The 19,059-nt window shown below is 65.3% G+C and carries 16 protein-coding genes; 6 read left to right on the top strand and 10 right to left on the bottom strand.

The features are described from left to right. Positions 1-3 precede the first annotated feature (3 nt). The 4 genes from JGU66_14125 to JGU66_14110 are packed head-to-tail and all read right to left on the bottom strand — an operon-like array spanning position 4 to position 3,396. The gene (locus tag JGU66_14125; GenBank protein MBJ6761907.1) at positions 4-1,800 is read right to left on the bottom strand and encodes a methyl-accepting chemotaxis protein; all 1,797 of its coding nucleotides are present in this window, start codon (positions 1,798-1,800) and stop codon (positions 4-6) included. After that, positions 1,797-2,183: a protein CrdC gene (locus JGU66_14120; protein MBJ6761906.1), complete on the bottom strand. Its 387-nt coding sequence runs from the start codon at positions 2,181-2,183 to the stop codon at positions 1,797-1,799. Before JGU66_14120 ends, JGU66_14125 begins: the two co-directional genes overlap by 4 nt. A gap of 2 nt (positions 2,184-2,185) precedes the next feature. Then, positions 2,186-2,620: a chemotaxis protein CheW gene (locus JGU66_14115; GenBank protein MBJ6761905.1), complete on the bottom strand. Its 435-nt coding sequence runs from the start codon at positions 2,618-2,620 to the stop codon at positions 2,186-2,188. 23 nt (positions 2,621-2,643) lie between these two features. Further along, complete coding sequence (locus JGU66_14110) at positions 2,644-3,396, bottom strand: OmpA family protein (GenBank protein ID MBJ6761904.1); 753 nt, start codon at positions 3,394-3,396, stop codon at positions 2,644-2,646. A 187-nt stretch (positions 3,397-3,583) separates the two neighbouring features. On the opposite strand from JGU66_14110, the gene JGU66_14105 reads away from it, so the two are divergent. Further along, entirely contained in the window at positions 3,584-5,065 is a 1,482-nt protein-coding gene (locus tag JGU66_14105) for a sigma-54-dependent Fis family transcriptional regulator (protein ID MBJ6761903.1), read from the top strand. Here the strand turns inward: JGU66_14105 and JGU66_14100 are convergent. Beyond that, positions 5,014-5,712, bottom strand: a complete 699-nt coding sequence (locus JGU66_14100; protein ID MBJ6761902.1) for a site-specific integrase — start codon at positions 5,710-5,712, stop codon at positions 5,014-5,016. The genes JGU66_14105 and JGU66_14100 overlap by 52 nt on opposite strands. Positions 5,713-5,874: 162 nt before the next feature. Between JGU66_14100 and JGU66_14095 the strand changes: the two genes are divergently transcribed. Then, positions 5,875-6,048, top strand: coding sequence for a hypothetical protein (locus JGU66_14095; GenBank protein MBJ6761901.1), 174 nt, complete (start codon positions 5,875-5,877; stop codon positions 6,046-6,048). 348 nt (positions 6,049-6,396) lie between these two features. Here JGU66_14095 and JGU66_14090 read toward each other — a convergent pair whose 3' ends face one another. Then, on the bottom strand, positions 6,397-8,244 hold the full coding sequence (locus JGU66_14090; protein MBJ6761900.1) for a S8 family peptidase: 1,848 nt from the start codon (positions 8,242-8,244) through the stop codon (positions 6,397-6,399). A gap of 1,224 nt (positions 8,245-9,468) precedes the next feature. After that, positions 9,469-10,320, bottom strand: coding sequence for a patatin-like phospholipase family protein (locus JGU66_14085; GenBank protein ID MBJ6761899.1), 852 nt, complete (start codon positions 10,318-10,320; stop codon positions 9,469-9,471). A gap of 1,747 nt (positions 10,321-12,067) precedes the next feature. Between JGU66_14085 and JGU66_14080 the strand changes: the two genes are divergently transcribed. Then, positions 12,068-12,502, top strand: coding sequence for a hypothetical protein (locus JGU66_14080; GenBank protein ID MBJ6761898.1), 435 nt, complete (start codon positions 12,068-12,070; stop codon positions 12,500-12,502). A gap of 97 nt (positions 12,503-12,599) precedes the next feature. On the opposite strand, the gene JGU66_14075 is transcribed toward JGU66_14080, so the two are convergent. Then, positions 12,600-12,965, bottom strand: coding sequence for a hypothetical protein (locus JGU66_14075; protein ID MBJ6761897.1), 366 nt, complete (start codon positions 12,963-12,965; stop codon positions 12,600-12,602). Positions 12,966-13,559: 594 nt separating this feature from the next. On the opposite strand from JGU66_14075, the gene JGU66_14070 reads away from it, so the two are divergent. Then, the gene (locus tag JGU66_14070) at positions 13,560-14,615 is read left to right on the top strand and encodes a DUF2236 domain-containing protein (protein ID MBJ6761896.1); all 1,056 of its coding nucleotides are present in this window, start codon (positions 13,560-13,562) and stop codon (positions 14,613-14,615) included. A gap of 78 nt (positions 14,616-14,693) precedes the next feature. On the opposite strand, the gene JGU66_14065 is transcribed toward JGU66_14070, so the two are convergent. Continuing rightward, complete coding sequence (locus JGU66_14065; GenBank protein MBJ6761895.1) at positions 14,694-15,575, bottom strand: alpha/beta hydrolase; 882 nt, start codon at positions 15,573-15,575, stop codon at positions 14,694-14,696. A gap of 255 nt (positions 15,576-15,830) precedes the next feature. Beyond that, a complete protein-coding gene (locus JGU66_14060) occupies positions 15,831-17,765 on the bottom strand; it encodes a carbohydrate binding domain-containing protein (GenBank protein MBJ6761894.1) in 1,935 nt (644 codons plus the stop codon). A 340-nt stretch (positions 17,766-18,105) separates the two neighbouring features. Here JGU66_14060 and JGU66_14055 point away from each other — a divergent pair, with 340 nt between their 5' ends. Next, a complete protein-coding gene (locus JGU66_14055; protein MBJ6761893.1) occupies positions 18,106-18,684 on the top strand; it encodes a hypothetical protein in 579 nt (192 codons plus the stop codon). Next, on the top strand, positions 18,671-19,048 hold the full coding sequence (locus tag JGU66_14050; GenBank protein ID MBJ6761892.1) for a GIY-YIG nuclease family protein: 378 nt from the start codon (positions 18,671-18,673) through the stop codon (positions 19,046-19,048). The genes JGU66_14055 and JGU66_14050 overlap by 14 nt, the downstream gene beginning before the upstream one ends. The last annotated feature ends 11 nt before the right edge of the window (positions 19,049-19,059 follow it).

Raw genomic sequence — 19,059 nt, 5'->3', positions numbered from 1 at the left:
GGTTCAGCCCTCCCCCGCGCCCAGACTGAAGCGGTCCACCACATGCTTGAGGTCGCGTGACAGCGTGGAGAGGTCCGCGTTGGCGGCCACCATCTGCTTGGTGGCCGCGGCGTTCTGCTCGGTGACGCGGAGAATGTCCCCCATCGCCGCCGCGAGCTGATCCGTCCCCGTCTGCTGCTGCTGGGTGGCCAGCGAGATGCTCCGGACCGCGTGCGACGTCTGACGCGCCAGCTCGAGGATGAGCCCCAGGCCCTCGTCCACCTGGGCCGCCAGCTCGGCGCCGGACTCGGTCGCCTTGAGGCCCGCCTCGGTGGCCATCACCGCGCCGTTGGTCGCGTCGCGGATCTCCTCGATGAGCCCCTCGATCTCCTTGGTCGAGCGGATGACGTTCTCCGCCAATCGGCGCATCTCCGCCGCCACCAGCGAGAAGCCGCGCCCCACCTCGCCCGCCTTCGTCCCCTCCAGCTCCGCGTTGAGCGCCAGCAGGTCGGACTTGTCGGCGATCTCGTTGATGAACTCGACCACCTTTCCAATCTGCTGCACGCGCTTGTTGAGTCGCACCACCGCGTCCGCGATGGCTTGATTCCCCTCGCGCATGCGCTGCATCGCGCCGAGGAAGGCCGTGGCGCCACGCTGCCCTGTCTGGGCCGCGGCGAAGGTCGTCTCCGCGATGGCGGCCACGGACTCGGCGTCGCCCGCGATCTGCTGGGCCGAGCGCGCCAGCTCCTCCGTGGTCGCGCTCGTCATGTTGAGCGAGCTGGCCTGCTCGTCAGCGCCCGACTCCTGCTCGGCGCTGGTGGCCACGAGCTGCTCGGTGGTGCTCGAAATCTGAAGGCCCGCGCGCCGAAGCTGCGTGAGCGCCTGACCGAGCTGCGCCTGCATCTGCGTGAACGCCGCCGAGGCGGCCCACAGCTCATCCTCCGCGGCAACCACTCGCGGGGGCCGCAGGTCGCCCTGCGCGATGCGCGTCGCGTCCTCGGTGATGGAGCGCAGGGGCTCGGCCAGCGCCGTGCCGCCAGCGTAGGCCGTGCCCAACACGAGCAACGTCACGAGCGCGGCCATCAGCCCCAGCGTGGCCCCTCGGTCCGCGCGGGCGCGAGCCACCACCGCCGCGCGGGCCTCCGGCGTGCGCGCCACGGCCCAGGTGTCCACGGTCTCCACCGTCTGCGTGACAGCCACGTCCAGGATGAACAGCGAGGGGCTCAGCACCGCGATGGCCGTGAAGAGCACCAGCTTGCGCCGGATGTGCATCTTCCGAGGCGGCGCCGCGGCAATCACCTCCAGCGGCGTCAGGCCTCCCGCCGCGATGCGCTCCACCGCGACACGGCTGCGCCGCACCACCAACAGATACACGAGCAACGCGCTCAGCGGCCCCAGCGCCAACCCCACCAGCAGCACGCGCAGCCCAACCGAGGCGTGGGCCTCCGCCAACTGGGTGAACGCGAACGCCACGAGCAGCGAGCCCCCCAGCCACCCCTGCAGGGTGAACGCGAAGCACTTGCCTGGAATCGCGCGGGCCTCTTGGAGCGCGCCTCGCAGATGGTCCGGTGTGGCGGACAGGCGCCCCTCGCCCACGCCATGCAACACGCGCAGCGCCTGGCGCGCCTGCAGGTGCGTCAGCCCCAATGACAGCATCAGCGAGGCCGCCACCAGGCCGAGGAACAGGCTCCAAGTCCCCTCGGGCACCGCGCCGGACAACCGGCCATGCAGGAGCGCCAACCCGAGCCCCACGCTGCTGCCCAGCCACGACGGGCGCACCGTCCACGAAGCCAGTCCCTTCAGCGAGGGAGCACCGCTCATGTCGCCTCCGCATCCAGGCTGCGCAGGAAGTGCTCGAAGTCCGCCAACCCCAGCAGCGGCCACAGCGAGCCGCGCACCATGATGAAGCCTCGCAGGCTCCCGCCGGACAGCGCCTCCGCCACGGGAGGAGGTGGCAGCACGGAATGCGTCTCCGCGTCGAGCTCCAGCGCATCCACGCCCACCGACTCGCCCGATGGCGCGACGAGCACGCGGCCCAGCGACGCGGATGCGGCCTCATGAAAGGCCCGCCGAGCACTCCAGACGCGCGACGTGGCCTCACGCTCCGCCGAGGCGATGAAGGCCACCTCGTGCGCAGCGAAGGCAATGCGATGCGCACCCGCGCGACACAGGAGCGTCCCCTCGACCCGGCTGGCCGGCCTCATGGCTAGCCGCCCTGGCTGAGGTGATCGAAAAGCCCCTCGATGTCGATGACGGCGACGTCGCGAGCGCCGCTCTTGCCGGGACCTCGCAGGTGGACATGCACGCCGCTGGGCCCCAAGGGCTCCAGGACGCCTGCCACGGAGGACACGCCGGCCACGGTGCTGGCGGTCAGCGCGAGCGTGCCGCGCGACAAACGCACGAGCACGGCGCGCCGGGAACCCGCGGAAACGCCGCCCACCAGCAGGCTCATGTCCACGACCGGGATGACCTCACTCCGGTGCGCGAACACGCCCAACAAATGGGCGGGGGCACCCGGCACCCGCGTGAGCTCTGGGAAGGTGACGACCTCCGCCGCGCTCTCCGCGGGTACCGCGTACCAACTGCTACCGCAGGCGAAGACGAGGTAGGACTGACGCGAATCCGGCTCAGGCAAGGCCATGGAGCGCGCAGCCTACCTCAGAACTAGCGCTGGAACTCCACGCGGCGGTTCTCGGCCCAGGCCTCTTCGGACGAGGCGTTGGTGGCCGGACGGGTCTCGCCGTAGCCCACCGTCGACAGCTGCTTGGCCGGCACGCCCAGGTCCACCAGGTAGCGCTTCACGGCCGCGGCGCGGCGGTTGGACAGCTGGAGGTTGTACTCCTCCGTGCCGCGCTCATCGGCGTGGCCGCCGAGGGTGATCTTCGCCGGGGCCGCCTTGATGCAGGCGGCCAGGGCGCTCAGGCGCTGCTGGGCGTCACCGGAGATGCTCGACTCGTTGAAGCCGAAGCGAACCGGGGACCAGTCGCACTTGCTGGAGGCGTCCGCCGTCACGCACTTGCCGGCCTTGCACTCCTGGCCCTCACCGCAGTCGGAGCTGGCCGAGCAGGTGTCCTTCGGGGCCTGGCAACGGCCGCCCTGGCACGTCGCGCCGCCGGTGCACTGCGTATCATCCTTGCACTGGGCCTCGGCGCACTTGCCGGCCTCGCAGATGCGACCGCCACCACACTGGGTGTCCGTCGTGCACTCAGGCGGCTTCGGGGCGCACTTGTTGCCCTGGCAGGTGAAGCCCTCCTTGCAGTTCGCGTCGGTCGCGCACTCCTGGCAGCTTCCCTGGACGCAAACCTCGCCCTTCTCCTTGCAGTTCTCGTCGGTGTTGCACTTCGGATAGGTGGGGGGGCACCCGGTGAGAACACCCACGGCGAGGGCCAAGCCGGCCCAGAGCGAAATGCGACGCATCGTTCCTCCCAACATCTGAATCTCTGTCTCGCTAAAGTTTGTCCGCGCGGGACGCGGTACGAGTCGTCGCGTCTAGTCTCACATGGCCCGATGAGTCAAAGCATTTGTCCCGTTCCGAATGCTCGCCTGGTCCCGAAGCGCTTGATGCACCGATTATTTCCGTGAGACTGTGTCCTTTGGCCCAACCATGGCTCCCGCCGTCCTCATCGTCGATGACGAGAAGAACATCCTCCTCACCCTGAGCCAGTCGCTCCAGCTCGCCGGCTATCGCACGGAGCTGGCGAGCAGCGGGCAGGTCGCACTGGACGTGGTGAGTGCCCGTCCCGTGGACGCCGTGCTGATGGACGTGAAGATGCCGGACATGGACGGCCTCACGGTGCTGGCGCGGCTCACGGAGCTGAAGCCGGACCTGCCCGTCATCATGATGTCGGGCCACGGCACCATCGACACCGCGGTGAAGGCCACCCAGCTCGGCGCGCGCGACTTCCTCGAGAAGCCCATCGCGCGGGACAGGCTGCTGGTGGCGCTGCGCAACGCACTGAAACACCAGGCGGTCATCGAGGAGCTGCAGGAGCTGAAGGCGCAGCTCGGCCGCTACGACATGGTGGGCAACGGGCGCGCGATGCAGCGCATCTTCTCGCTCATCCAGCGGACGGCCCCCAGCGAGGGGCGCGTGCTGATTACCGGCGAGAACGGCACGGGCAAGGAGCTAGTCGCCCGAGCGCTGCATCAGAACTCGCGGCGCAAGAGCGGCCCGTTCGTGAAGCTCAACTGCGCGGCCGTGCCGCACGACCTCATCGAGAGCGAGCTGTTCGGCCACGAGAAGGGCGCGTTCACCGGAGCGGTGAGCGTGCGGCGGGGCAAGTTCGAGCTGGCCCACGACGGCACCCTCTTCCTGGATGAAATCGGGGACATGCCTGCGGCGATGCAGTCCAAGCTGCTGCGCGTGTTGCAGGAGGGGGAGCTGGAGCGCGTGGGCGGCGCGGAGACGCTCAAGGTCGATGTCCGAGTCATCGCGGCGACCAACAAGAACCTGGAGCAGGAGATCGCCGCCGGGCGGTTCCGCGAGGACCTCTACTACCGCATCAACGTGGTGCAGATTCACTCGCCGCCGCTGCGTGAGCGGCGCGAGGATCTGCCGGACCTCATGGACACGTTCCTGCGCGAGGCATGCGCGAAGAACGGACGCCGAGCGCTGACGCTGTCGCCGGACGCGCTCGCGGTGATGAGCGCGTACGACTACCCCGGCAACGTGCGCGAGCTGCGCAACCTGGTGGAGCGACTGGCCATCCTCTGCGAGGGCCCGGTCGTCAGCCGGACGGACGCGCTGGAGCTGCTGCCACGAGGCAAGGGCACGCTCGCCGCGCCCGGAGCTGTTGCCCATGAGCCGAGCCCCGAGCCGGTAGCGACAGTGCCGACAGCCGTGCCTGCCGCCGTGGCGCCGAGCACCGTGGCACCCGCCGCCGCGCCCGTGACGGGCTTCCGGCCGCGAGCGGACCGCACGTTCCGGGAGCAGGTGGACGACGCGGAGCGGGAGATCATCCAGCACGTGCTCGCGCATACGCACGACAACGTCACCGAGGCCGCGCGGATCCTCGACCTGGAACGCGGGCACTTCTACAAGAAGATGAAGTCGCTCGGCATGCGCCGAGGCAATTCTGACGCGTAACCATCGGCTTTCACTGATGTGGGTGTCGTGGCAACCATGGGTCTCCTCTTCCGTGTGACGGGGGTGTGACCAGTTGCAGAGGCCGAGGCCACCTGCAGGTCCGCAATCTGACTCGCATGGTGGGCAGCGTCGCGCCCAACGTAGTACGTCATCGTGACGGTCGGTGTGGAGTGCCCCGCCAACTGCTGGGCCGTGGTGATGTCGCCGCCGGTGTCGCGAATCAGGTGCGTGACGAACGGCTTGCGCAACGTGTGGAACGTAATGCCAGACGGCAGTGAGACATGGGCGCGCTTGGCAATGTTTCGCAGCAGCTTGGCGACATGCCATGCCTCGCTCCGCATCCCACCGCGCCGAGGGGCCGGAAACACCAACTCGGACGTGGCCGCCTGCCAGGCCACCTGCAACTCCGGCAGCAGCGCCGGGTGGAGCGGCACCTTCCGCTCCTTCCCGCCCTTCGTCGTGCTCCGCCCCCAACTGCGCTGGAAGTGCACCACGCCGCACTGGCCCTCGTCGAACTTGAAGTCCGACCAGCGCAGCCCACCGAGCTCTCCGCGCCGCGCGCCCGTCAGGACCGCCAGGAGGATGAGGAAGCGGTGAGGGCCCGTCGCGTCCAGAATCGCTGCCACCTGCTCGCGCGAGAGGAACACCACGTCCTTCTTCGGTACCTCGGGGCGCTCATCTCGTCCACTCTTCCAGCCCAGCGTGGCCCAAGCCTCCCCAGTCGCTAGTTTTCGGCACCTCGAGCGCCCCTGCGCGGCCTTCCAATCTCGCGCTTCTCCGCGCTCGTGTGGATCGAAGACCCGCGCTTCTTGAAGGTCGTCTCCACCCCTGGCGCCATGGTGGTGTCCGTGTTCCCTTCGGGCTGGCGGGTGACCGCCGTCACCGAAGACGGACTTGGCACCATTCTCGGCGACGGGCTCGGCGCGGTTGGAGCGCAGTTCCTGATCCAGTTCACATTGAGGGCGAGGCGCGTCGAGCACTGACTCAGCAACGTGCTGGATCACCTCGCTGCCCCTGTGCTCCGACACCGTTGCACAGCGCTGAGGACAGCCGCCGGTGGTGGTCCTCGGTGGAGTCCTGGCGCGCGGTCGTGACATCCAACAGGAGGCCCGAGCTGTCAGCCTGGGCGTCTGGATGGAAGACCTAAACAACTCCTGGGCCGCATGGAGAGCGGATCCAGACACTGGCCTTAACTTCAGTGGTCTAACCTCAACTCGGAAGACGCGGAGAACGGGCTCCGCATCTTCCTTTATCTGTCTACTGTGGGACTGGGGCTCTCGCTCCAAGGTGCAGGTCGGAAATATTGAGCTCGTCCATGCCGCCGGATGAAATCAATAATACGTCCCTACGAGCGTCACGTTGCTATAGCTAAATCCCCCTGACCAAAAACCGTGCCTCCAGAACGCCGGCGAAACCTCAACAAACGCCGTCCCAGGGAGAGGATTATGAATCAAGCAACTCTCGACAGTCCCCTTCACGGCCGATACGCAGTCGGCTCCAGGCATCGTCATGCCCCCTATTTTGGCATACACATCAGCACTGCCACTCCCCTCCGACGTATCAAATCGAACCCCAGATTTTCCTGCCGGCACATTCAGCGTATAAAATCGCGGGAAAAAGGTCGAACCAATTCCAACTACGGGGACCCCATTCTGCAGCGGGTTGCTATACACCGCACCGAGATAGACTCCAGCAAAGCGGCTGTATCCATCAATCATCACATACCAACGTCCAGCAGCAGGGTTCGAAAACGTGCACGACTCAGTACTCCCCCCAACGAACGGTCGACACGCATAAACATCACGCGATGGGAAATCCCCATTTCGGACATACATATTCGCATCACCCGACCCACCGCTCATGAAGAAATCAAGTCGAGCGTATCCGGCCGGAACGTCGAAGTAGAAAAACTGCACTTCCCCTACCGACGGATTTAGTGACTCATTCCCGACGAGCATGGGGCTCCCATTGTTCAGCATTCCTCCTGTGAAGCCAACATACACCAAGCGATTAGGAGTCCCCCACCCAGCATTCAGGACCCGGGCCTGAGTAGAGTTGGCTAGCAGCGCTGTAGCAGCCTTAGCCGGAGTAGCCCCTCGGTCCATTGCCAGATAGCGAGCTACCGCCCCTGTAACATGAGGTGCAGCCATTGACGTTCCGCTCAACACTCGCGATGCCTGATCATCGGAATTCGAAGCCGACAGGATATCGACCCCCGGAGCAAACAAATCCACACACCCGCCCCAATTTGAGAACGAGGGGCGCACATCAGCGCGATCGACTGCACCAACCGTGATTGCCTCAGCGACTCGAGCGGGCGACCCCTGGCAGGCATCGACGCCATCATTCCCCGCAGAAACCACGTACACAACCCCCGCCCCAACCGACCGCCGGACTGCATCATCGATCGCTTGAGACGTCACTCCACCAATGCTTACGTTTGCCACAGCCGGAGCGACAAAATGAGTTGTCACCCAGTCCACACCAGCAACAACGCCTGCGACGGTGCCCACACCCGAACAATCAAGGACACGAACCGAATGAATCAGAACGTCCTTGGCAACACCATACGTTTCGCCCCCAACCGTCGCCGCAACATGAGTCCCATGTCCATTACAATCACCGGCCCCGTAGCCGTCATCAATCACGGTAAAGTCCGCCGTGGCGCGCCCTTCAAAATCCACATGCGTCGTCCTGACACCTGTGTCGACAATATAGGCATTAACGGTCGACCCAGTCATGTATCGATAGTAGCCATCCAGTGGCAAGTCGCGTTGATCGATGCGATCCAGGCCGTACGGAGGGGATGATTGCGAAGCCAATTCATCCGCCCTTACGTACGAATCTTCCTCGACATATTGTACTGCGGCGTCGCTCGCCATGGCCCGTGCCTGAGCATCCGACATCTGAGCGGCAAAACCTCGCAGAGCATGCTCATACGTAAACGTCACGCGGCCACCGAATCGAGAGGCTAGGTTAGTGGCGACTGCAGACGTCTCCTGCGCAGCAATGCCAGGCTGCGGATCTTTGAGGACAATGATGTACTGCCCCGGGACTCGGTTATTCGACCTGATCAAGGGGCTCGATGTGCCTTGAGGCAAGTCTCCCTTGCTCGGTTGTGCGGCGCTTGTTCCCGCGACAGAGAGCATCATCAAAACTAAGCCAACACCGATTCTCATAAGCCGCATCGCGACTCCTACCAGGATGAAGGTTGCGCTGCCGCAGCTACCAGAGAGCAAGTCGCCACTCAAGCAAATCACCACTTAACACGAATTCGAGACTTTCTGGAGGCCGAAACCGGTGAGCGCCAAGCCGGAAGCACCGGTCCCCATCGTGATAGACCAATCACAAGCCATTGCCCGGCGGGCCTACCAATGTCCGCCACAGAACGTTCTAGCCCCAGCATGGTCCCTGTTGCACCGATCAGTTCACGCCGCTCCGCTCGACGCCCCAGTGCGAGAGACCTCGGAGATCATCGCCCGAAGGAAGTGGAAGCTCGGTCCCACCGAGCACGAGTCCGCGCTCGTCAACGTGGCCAGCTGGAGACGATCTTGAGAAGGCGCGGCGTTTCGACCGCGCGAGCCGCGATCGGTGGACGCAGGACGGCCGGCAGAGCGATCTGCGAGAGCTCGAGGCTTGCCGGCCGTCAGTCCTGCAGAGAGATGAATCAGGCCGCGTCGAGCTCTTGCTCATGGTCGGAGCGGCGAAACTTGCCAGAAATCCGGACGAGCAGTCCCTTGTGCACGAGGCGGTCCGCGATGGCGGAGGCCGCGGCGCTGCTGTGGAAGAGCTTGCCCCAGTCCTTGAAAGGGGAATTGGTGGAGGCGCGTTGGTGGCGTTGTCTCTGACAGCGGCCCCACGGAGGGCTCCGACGTCGAGACGTCAGAGGGCGACCTTCTGCTGGCGTGCGTCAATCTATATGAGACCACGTTCTAAAGCGACGCGACCTACACGACGGAGGTCGGCTGGTCCAGTTGCTATACGTGCAGCGCCCTGCCCCAACACGGCGGCACGGTAACGGCGTACAAGATCACTGACTACTTCTTGCCCTGTCACTAACGACGGCCCAGCCCCAGTCCACGCCGTTGAGATGCACTGAGGACTGCTCACGGTTGGCAGTCCTCGATGGAGTCCTGGAGCATTAGCGCGACATCCACCCCCTTGCTGGCGAGATCCAGGGCCGGGTACACAGCGCGCTCCACGACATGCGGGCCCTGCGTCCGGCACCACCATGCCGGCTCCAGGCCACCTCGATGGACAGTCCATCCAGGCAGTGGGCCTCGAACTGCGGCCCCGCCATGCCGTCGGACTGGACGCTCGCGGTGGAGCGCAGGAGCAGCAGCGCCCCACCCTTTCCAGCCGCATTCGCGAGTCTCCGCATGTCTGGGAGCGACAGCCTTGAATCACAGCCAGAGCGAACGGATCCGGTCCGCTTCGGCGCGCCCCTGCGCCAGACCGGCCTGCGCGGAAGGTGTCCGGGTGGTGGGGTCGAGCGGGTTGGTGCCAAAGGCGGCCACTGAGGCGCCATCCGCTCGAATCACCTCGACTCGACAGCCGTGCGATCGCAGCGCGGCGACCTGGGAGTCCAGGTCGATTCGCCACTGCGCGGCCCCGGGCAGCGCCATCACGCTGAGCACCAGCACCCGGTCGAATCCGGCTGCCAGATCGGCGTTCTCGTTCGAACGGATACCGCCGTCGAGATAGCGCGCGCCCCCAATGGTGGTCGTCGGCCACATACCGGGCACCGCACAGCTGGCGGCCACGGCGTCGACCAGATCGACACCCGAGTCGTTGGTGAAGATTCGGGGCAGACCAGTCTGTGCATCCACCGCCGGCAGCATCAGCCGGCGCTGCGGCCACTCGTGCATGGGCAGCCGGCCCGCGATGACCGCGCGCCGAGCGGACTCGCTCACCGTGTCCGCCGAGAGCGCCAGCGCACCGAAACGACGACGCGCATCGTCGATGTCCTTCGACTCGTTCACGATGGCGCCGATCGCCGCCCACAGCGCCGGAATCTCCAGCGCCGGCACCAGCTCTTCACACTGCAGCGCCGGTTCCACCTGCCGGGCAAGCAGCTCCTCCATCGACAGTCCGCTGGTGACCTGCGCGGCGACCGCCGCACCCGCTGACGTTCCAATCACAGTGTCGGCACTTGTGACGTCGATGCCGGACTCGGCCAGTCCGGCCAGCACACCTATCTCCCATGCGATCCCAGCCACCCCGCCACCACCGAGCACCAATGCACGACTTGCCACATTCGACCTCATCGTCCCGTTGTTGAGCCCGTCCAACCTACGAGCCCGGGACGTGGCCCGCAATCCGCGGACAGTGACATCCGCCGGTACCGAGCTCCCCCGCAGGGCTGGCCTCGATACAGCTCAGCGAGTCGCGGTGCTGAATCAGCTCCGCAAGCATTTGCGCCCCATGGATACCGATTGCTCAGCACCGGCCAGCCGCGGCATCCCCGCCTCGTCAGCAACAAGATTTCCCCTTTTCCTTCAGGCAAAGACATTCGAACGAGCGGGCCCATGGGTGGCCGTCAACCGCCCCACGGAGGCCCACCCGCGACGAGGCGCCTTCCCCCCAGAGTGGATAACTGGGCTGAAGAATCCGAGGCGCCGGAACCTTGAACGGAAGCGCGACCAGAATGGGGTCTGTTGCCGAAGCGGGATGCATCAGGAGAATCCGTGAGACTTTCATCTCTCTGGGCGCACCGGGCAGAGGGGTGCACTTGCCTCCACTGTTCAAATAATGCGTCGGGGTCACGGCAAGAGTCTCTCGAATCACTACGAACGCCCTACCGGCTCCCCCTACGAGTTCTGGCGTTCCCGGATGGGACTCTGAAATAAACGCAGTGTTCTCTGTCACGTCGCAGGTAGGCACGGTGAACCAGGGTGAGAAGCCGCCCGCGACTTCACCACTTTCCAAGGTGCGCGTCACAAACAGCTTTCCAACACCTGGATAGGACTCAATGAGCGTTACGTACGTACCCTCATACGTAACCAGGGGTCCCATCACAGTGCCGTCAGCCTGAGCGACTGTGATTCGCATGAAACTCCCGTCTCGTTGTTTCAGCACACCTGCATTGAGCACGGCGAAGCAGGGACAGCCGTCCTACTGACTATCCCTATGCCTGGGGCCAAAATTGGAGGACCGCCAGGACGCGAACTGCGGGCGGATATTCAACGGACATTTCAAGCAACGAATCTTGGGCGACTTCCACCACAGCCGGCGCGGGCTCGCCGTTCCGTGCCTCCATCTCAACGTCACTTGCGAGCCCGGCGACCTCCAGCCCACGCAAGATGACTGCACCCGAGAGGACTCGGTTGAAGGGGCGCGGCAGGACAGCGAATCGCGTTTGATGCGTGGATGGCGTCAATCGATCACGAGCCCGGGTCGAGGCCCCGGCACGATTTGCGCCACACGCCGCCTGTGCTATTCACGGATTGCAGAATAATCTGCAATCCAGCAGGAGCCTTCGAGTGCACAAGTCCATTCTCAGCGCTTTCGCAGTCGCCGGGCTCCTCGCAGGATGTGGTCAGGGAGTCGCTACAGAGGAGGCGACTTCCGCGGCGGTGGAGGTCGGCACCAGCGCGCTCTCTGCGACATACTGCCCTCCCGGGGAAACGTCCTCGAAGGTGATGGAGTGCGTCGCCTGCTCTAACGGGCGCCAGGGAGTCGGCCAGTTCATCTACTGCGAACGCCCCGATGGCACCGTCTACAATGCCGGGCTGCTCAGCAAGAACTGCCTCCAGACCTGCACCCTCTGAGCACTGCGCGGCACCGAAGGGAGCGAGGCTGTCGCGAAGCCTCGCGCCGGGCTCGATGCCGACGGGCCCACACAGCGAGGAGGAACAACCGGGCCCGTCAGGTGCCCCTTCCTCACAGCCCCATCGACTGAAGGGAGCGAGCGCCCGCGCTCTCGAAGGTCGTCTCCATCGTGGAGTCGCTTGCGAGATCGTTGCACCGTCCAGCACAGTTCATGTCCAAGGGGAGGACGTGATGAAGGAAACGTGGTGGGAGATTGGCGGCTGGTCAGCGATAGGCGTGACGTGCTTTCTGGGACTGGTCAGTCTGGCGTTCATCGCGGAGAGCCAGTCGCCCAGTGTCGCAAGCTCCTGCGTGGGATTGGTCCTTCAAACCTTGATCGGGGTGGGACTGGCGCGAGCGGCGTTCCGCAAGGCCGCCTTGGCCCGCACTCCGTCACAAGGTGCACCTGATCTTCAGGAGATGGCCGCGATCGTGGCCAGACACCGCGCGGCCATCCCTGAAACTGAGCCGTCCGAGGCGCCGGCGTACGCCCAGATCCCGAACGACCAACTCCTCGACGTCTACGATCGAATCAAGCCAGAGAAGGCGCCCGAGCGCTTCCGCGCCCTGCTGTGGACGATGTCCACCCGAGTCACCGCCGCCCAACGCCCTGACCCCACCTCCTGAGCCCAATCAAACAACGCCCATGGCACGCCGGGCGCCGGCGTGCCACGAGCCGTTCTTCAGCGACAATTCCATCGAGTCGCAGCAGTCCTCCGCCCCGCTATTTATTGGCTGCACGCCACCGGGCGAAGACCGCATCGACCTCGTCTTCCGAAACCGAGATGTACTTGGGCCACTCGGCCCACTGTCGATGGGGATACGTGAGGTGATTATTCAGTGCGTTATTGACCGCAAGATCCTGATCTTCAGGCGAACCGGTAGCAGGCCACGTCGCAAGCTCCGCCGCAACCTCGGCCCGCGAGAGACCCAAAAGCGTCTGGAACTCCCACTCCGGGAAAAAGGGACCTTCCACCGCGGCGCGAAGACACTCTCCAATCACCTTCTCATCGTCCGTCAACCGCTCAAGGTAGCTGATGGGGCGGAGCACCCCAAGGCACAGCATGATAAGCCCCGGCGTCAGGCGCACCAGGCAACCCCGTCCCGGGAGCGCCAATTTCACCGAGAGGCAGCGCCATGTGTCGTTACGCGATGTACGGCCCCTACAAGGAACGCTTTGCCTGTTTCAGGTGCCGAAAGAGCTTCAAATGGCCCCTCTTCATGTCCAGCGACCATCCAGGTCCGCAGTCGGGCCCTGTGAAGTGCCCGCAGTGTCGGGCCCCCATGCACTCCATGGGGTTGGACTTCAAGGTTCCTCCGAAGAGCGACGCACAGCAGTGGGAGAAGGTCCGCGTCCTTCTGTCATACGGGTTTGATTACAGATCGTGTGGCTGCGGAGGCCCGGGCTATCGCCCGAGAACACTGAGCGAAGTCGCAGCCTTCATTGATGCCACGCGTCCGAAGTCCGAGGGAGAGAAGCTCCTTCAGGCGATTGCGAGCCGCCGCGAGCGCCGGGCTCAGGGGATGCGGAAATCCAGCCGAACGGCCAGGCCCGGGTACTCGCAAGAGCGATAGTTGCATGGGCCTCGCCGCCCTGTTCAGCGGCGTCCCCAAAGAGGCGCCAAGACAGGAAGTCGGGTAATCTGCTCCGATGCCCCCGCCCTTCCTTGTACGCGGTCAGGATGTGAGTCATCTGCTCCATACGCCCCTGCCGGCGCATGACTCCCTCTACTCGGCGATGTACTCGGCGCAGCAGCAGTTGATGTTCGCGCTCCGGCAGCATTGGGATACGGCCCACCAGGGAGCCACGCCCATGACCGGCGCACCCAGCTACCGTCCGTCGCTCGGCGCGTTCGCCGCGCTGGAGGGCTGGTGGGGCACGTCCTACGGCGATCGCGAGCTGGCCCGCGCCCTGTTCAACAGCGCTCGCGGCGCGGACGTGGCGAACATCGTCGGGCATGTCACCGCGGACGCCTTCGCGGATGCCTTTGAGGCGGCCCGAGACGAGGCCTTCTATGTCTTCGCCCAGGTGCCCTCCGTCAACACCCTCAACGGCTTCTCCTTCAAGGCGACGTACCTTCACCGGGACATCGAGACGCTGTTCACCCGCCTCCAGCACTTCCGGAACCCCAATGTCTTGCGTTACCGAGTCATGGAGACGGCGCGCATCATGCTCCGCATTCTCTGGGGCAACATGAACGGGGTCTGGCGTTCGATTTACCAGAAGCGAAGCCTGCTCACGACGCTGCTGCTCGGGATGATGCACAATCGGCTGTTGAAGCAATACACCCACGCGGGCCGGCCCCTCTACAACCAGAGCGGCGTCGCCTTCACGCTGCTGACCTTCTCCTATGTGCCCGCGCAGGCGTGGCGTGACAGACAGCAGAACCAGCCCCAGGGCTACGCCTTCGATGAAGCCCGGTGGTATTACTTCTGGCGGATCTTCGGCTCATTGCTCGGACTGTCTGCCGCCCTCATTCCGCACGATCACGATGAGGCGGAGGAGATGTGGTACTGGTTCTTCGCGAATGGCGAGTGCAATGGCAATCCGCATGACCTCAGCCACACTCAGCCCGGATTCCGGCAGTTGAACGGAGCGTTGCACACCGCCTTCAACGCCTCGAATCGCATCCAGCCCGACAACGGGACGACCTTCGACCTGGCCTCATTCCTGCCAGCATGGCTCGTGACCCAGTTGCGCAACACGCCCAGGTGGTTTCACTACTTCAAGGGACGCTGAATCCAGGGGACTCCCGCACGACAGCGGCCGGTGGGACGGAGCTGGTGCTCTCGCCCCACCGGCTTGAAGCCCTGGGCCTCAGTTGCCCCGGATGAACGCCAGCAGGTCTCGGTTGATGTCTTCCTTCAACGTCGAGCACAGGCCGTGCGGGGCGCCTGGGTAGACCTTCAGCGTGGCGCCCTTCACCAGTGTGGCCGTGAGCTTGCCCGCGCCCTCGAAGGGGACGATCTGGTCCGCGTCTCCGTGCATCACCAGGGTCGGGATGTTCATGCGCGCCAGGTCATCCCGGAAGTCCGTCTCCGAGAACGCCTTCACGCAGTCGTACATCGCGGGCAGTCCACCCATGAGGCCCTGGAGTCGGAAGCTCTCCCTCAAGCCCTCGGAGACCTTCGCTCCCGGCCGATTGAAGCCGTAGAACGGCATGCTCAGCTCCCAGAAGTAGGCGGAGCGGTCGTTGCGCACTCCCGCGCGGATGTCGTCGAAGACCTTCATGGGCAAGCCGTTCGGATGCCAGTCCGTCTTGATCATGATGGGCGGCACGGCGCCAATCAGCACCGCCTTCGCCACCCGCGTGGTGCCATGACGACCGATGTAGCGCGCGACCTCGCCACCTCCCGTCGAGTGGCCCACGTGAATGGCCTTGCGCAAGTCGAGCGCCGCGGTCAGCTCGGCGAGGTCGTCCGCATAGGTGTCCATGTCGTGGCCACCCCACGGCTGCGACGAACGCCCGTGGCCTCGGCGATCATGCGCGAGGGTCCGATACCCATTGCTGGCCAGAAAGCTCATCTGGTCCTCGAAGGCATCCGCGCTCAGCGGCCAGCCATGCGAGAAGACCACCGGCTGCCCATCCTTGGGGCCCCAGTCCTTGAAGTAGATCTGCGTGCCATCCCGCGTGGTGAGGTAGGCACCCGAGATTTTGTCGCTGATGCTCGACCGCGCGGATTGGAGCTGTCCGTCCATGGTTTGTTCCTCCTTGGGGGCACTGCGATTGTCCGGAACATGAGCATCCCCCTCTTGCGCGCAATGACATGGAGCAGGCGACAGGACAGGCGGCATGAGGCACGAAGGGACGCGTGTCCAGGCTTTCGCACTGGGCTCGCACCCCAAAGGGAGCCGGCGAAGGCGTGGGCTCGCAGCCTCGCCGGCTCTTTGCTTCAGCTCGGGCGCGTCATCCAGGCTCGGGCGTCGGCTCTCCCGGGATGACGCGCACCGGGTTCAGCGCATCGTCAGGCTCAGGTTGTCGAACCAGATGTCGCTCATGCCACCGTCGCTCCCCTTGCCGAAGCGGACGATGATCTGCTTCCCGATGGCGGGGCTCCCAGCCGGGACCGTGAAGCTCACGCCGGCCGCCTCGTACCAGGTGTTGCCCACCGCGTAGAGCTGCGTGGCCAGCGGTGCCCACGAGGACAAGCTCCCATCCGTCTGCGCATAGCCGAGCTGAAACGGCACGACGCCGGTGTTGTCTCCGCCGCCATGCACCCAGCTCTTGAAGACATACGTCTTCCCCGCCTGGAACCGGTTGTTCGGGAGCAGCTGGCCCACCGTCTCCGCAGTCCCCGCCGAGTAGAAGCCGAACATCTGCCCCAGGAACTGGTTGGCCGGACGCGCATACTGCTCGTGGTTCGCCCATCCGCCGTTGGGGCCCCAGTTCGCCAGGCCGCCGTACTGTGGCGTGGTGTTGAACTCCATGGTCGCGTTCTGCAGCGGCAGGACCGTCCCGCCCACGCCAAGCACATGCTCGCGGTAGGCCTGATGCCCCGTGCGCGGCGTCAGCACCGGCGGGCTCACCGAAGCGTTGATGTCACACAGACCATAGTTGTGGTCCACCGGCTGCTCGCCCGTGTCCTGCACCGTCAGGTAGCGCGACTGGAAGACATAGTCGTGGGTCGGATCCTCGAACCAGTTCAGGGCCCGCTCAATCATCCGCCCCTTGAGCCCCTCCAGCGTCGCGGGCGTGTTGTAGCCCCACTCGTCCGCCCAGATCTTCTTCCAGGGCTGCCCATGGTTGACCATCACCCCGCGCACGTTCTGGAGCGCGTCGATGTTGAGGTACGGATCCGCGTCACTCGTGGGCACCTTCTGGCCATACGGATGGATGGACACGGCGTCGAAGTACTCCCCGCCGATGCGGTTGTAGATCCACCCGATGTAGTCAGCGCATGCCGTGGGCCCCGTGTAGCTGGCGCAATCCAAACCACCCGTGGCGAGCACCACGTCCGGGCACCCTTCCTTCATCGCCACGTACCAGAGCTTCAGCCAGTCCGCATACAGCTCGGCTTGAGCCTGCTGCCCGTTCGAGCACTGGTCGTCGATCCACCCGCACCCGTTCTGCTCGTTCCAGAACTCGTAGTAACGAATCTTGTGGCAGTAGCGTGCCGACAGCTCGCGAAAGAAGTACTGGAAGTCCGCCGTGTACTGCGGATCCGGCGGGGACTTGTGCGGCGCGGTCCTGCCCGCGGGCAAGGCCCACAACGGCGTCATTCCGCTGAACGCGAAGGCCACCAGGCCCTTCTCTCGCGCGAGCGCGTATTGCGCGTCCGCGCCCGTCCAGTTGAAGCCCCCGCCGCGCACGGGCTCGATGTCCGACCAGCTGAAGCCCACATGCGTCGCGACCGCGCCCGCCTCGACCACCTTCTCCAGGCTCGCCCGGTCCCACGCATCAATCTGCGTCTGGTTCCCGGTGTATCCGCCGTAGAGCTCCGTCCCCGAGCGGAAGCCAATCGCGCGGAGATTGGGCCGCTGCACGGGCGTGCCCGTGCTCGGTACATCCGCCGTGAGCGTGGCCGAGGACGTCAGGGTGCTGTTGTTGCACGTGGCCTCGAACGTATAGGTCCCGCTGTAGGGCGCCTCGACGTAGACGCCGTTGACGGGGGGACGCACCTCGAAGCCGCTGGGACCCGTGAGGCGCAGGGCCACGTACTCGCGCGCCGCCAGGGTGCTGCCGCCATTCACCAGGACCCCGACCTTGAAGCGCTGTCCCTGGATGACCGTGCCGCTGGCCACCCAGCCTCCCGTGGAGGAGAGCTGGAACCGCGCCTGGATGCTCGAATAGGCGCATTGCGCGAGCACCTCTGTCGACATCAATCCCAAAGCCAGCAAGACCACGCTCCCGGCTTGCCTGGCGACCCACTTCCATCGCGTGCGATTCACTCTCTGCTCCTGGTGGATGAGAAAGGGCGTCGGTCATTCGACGCCCAAGCGCGCGGTGGTCGAGCACGGATGGAAAGACAGTCACGGGTTGACTGTGGATTCAGTGCGCGCGTCGCAAAACATGATTCATCCGACGACAGCGATCAACCCAACGAGCGACAGCTCCCCCGCGAAGTCATTGCCAGCCCGGCACGGCTCTGGTTGACTGCCGCGAGGTGCCGAGGGGCGCCTGCACCCGAGAAAGACGTCGTCACCCTCGCTGTCTCCCGCTGTCGAGTCGTTCTCGATGCACACCTTCCAGGTCCACCGTCGGGTGAGGACCGCCACCGAAGGGCTTCGCATGAGAACCGATTCCTCCCCTCCCCTGGACCTCCTGCGCGAGTACAAGGTCCGCGCCTCGCTGTTGCTCAAGGACCTGCTCGTGGATGACGCCGCCCGCGCCACCCGTGCGGCCGAGCGCCTGCGCCAGCTCCCCCAGTTCGCGGAGCTGTCCGCTCCGGAGGTGTTGGCGCGCAAGGACTCGGTGCTGCGCAAGCATGCGCTCGGCGTCATCGCGCAGGAGCAGGGACATCCGTCGTGGTCTGCCTTGAAGGAGACCCTGGAGCAGCGCGCGCCCAGCGAGTTCGACACCGAGGTCTTCTTCGCTCGGCCTCCCGGCGCCTTCCTCAACCGCTGGTTCGGCACCTACGCGAAGGCCGCGGCTTCGCTCCGCACCGAAGGGGGATTCCTGTTCCCCTTCCGCACGCAGTTCTTCATCTGCGACGCGGGCTTCCTGCGCGCGCTTGGCGCGGATCCGGACGACCCCGACTGGGAGCGCATGGGGCGCGACTGGGTGGCACCGCGTGATGTCGATGCACGGGGGCGGCTGACCGAGAAGCTGGCGATGTTGAACCTGGGAGGTCGCCATGGCGTCCGGTGATGACTCGCGCGCCTCTCGCAGCGAAGCCAAGCGGGCCTACAAGGAGAAGCCGCCGCCCATGGGCGTCTACGCGGTCCGCTGCCGGGTGAATGGGAAGGTGTTCGTGGGGACGAGCCTCAACGTCACCGCCTTCCTCAACCGCCTGCGCTTCGAGCTGACCCAGGGCATGCACAGCCTCGCCCCAGGCCTCCAGGAGGACTGGCGCACGCACGGCGCGGACGCGTTCTCCTTCGAGACCCTCGATGTGCTCCCACCTCAGGAGGAGCCTCGGGCCGACCCGAAGGAGGAGCTGCAGGTGCTGCTGTCGCTGTGGCTGGACCGCCTGCGCCCCTATGGCGAAGCGGGGTACAACACCCCACCTTGATGGCTCCGTGA

This window comes from Myxococcaceae bacterium JPH2 (assembly GCA_016458225.1).
Taxonomy (GTDB): Bacteria; Myxococcota; Myxococcia; order Myxococcales; family Myxococcaceae; genus Citreicoccus.
The sequence above is the reverse complement of the archived record's forward strand: the minus strand, read 5'-3'. Positions and strand labels throughout refer to the sequence as shown.

Bases quoted from the DNA above. Each gene is read 5' to 3' on its own strand.
- JGU66_14125 (MBJ6761907.1), bottom strand. From the start codon at position 1,800: ATGAGCGGTGCTCCCTCGCTGAAGGGACTGGCTTCGTGGACGGTGCGC.
- JGU66_14120 (MBJ6761906.1), bottom strand. From the start codon at position 2,183: ATGAGGCCGGCCAGCCGGGTCGAGGGGACGCTCCTGTGTCGCGCGGGT.
- JGU66_14115 (MBJ6761905.1), bottom strand. From the start codon at position 2,620: ATGGCCTTGCCTGAGCCGGATTCGCGTCAGTCCTACCTCGTCTTCGCC.
- JGU66_14110 (MBJ6761904.1), bottom strand. From the start codon at position 3,396: ATGCGTCGCATTTCGCTCTGGGCCGGCTTGGCCCTCGCCGTGGGTGTT.
- JGU66_14105 (MBJ6761903.1), top strand. From the start codon at position 3,584: ATGGCTCCCGCCGTCCTCATCGTCGATGACGAGAAGAACATCCTCCTC.
- JGU66_14090 (MBJ6761900.1), bottom strand. From the start codon at position 8,244: ATGAGAATCGGTGTTGGCTTAGTTTTGATGATGCTCTCTGTCGCGGGA.
- JGU66_14080 (MBJ6761898.1), top strand. From the start codon at position 12,068: ATGAAGGAAACGTGGTGGGAGATTGGCGGCTGGTCAGCGATAGGCGTG.
- JGU66_14065 (MBJ6761895.1), bottom strand. From the start codon at position 15,575: ATGGACGGACAGCTCCAATCCGCGCGGTCGAGCATCAGCGACAAAATC.
- JGU66_14055 (MBJ6761893.1), top strand. From the start codon at position 18,106: ATGAGAACCGATTCCTCCCCTCCCCTGGACCTCCTGCGCGAGTACAAG.
- JGU66_14050 (MBJ6761892.1), top strand. From the start codon at position 18,671: ATGGCGTCCGGTGATGACTCGCGCGCCTCTCGCAGCGAAGCCAAGCGG.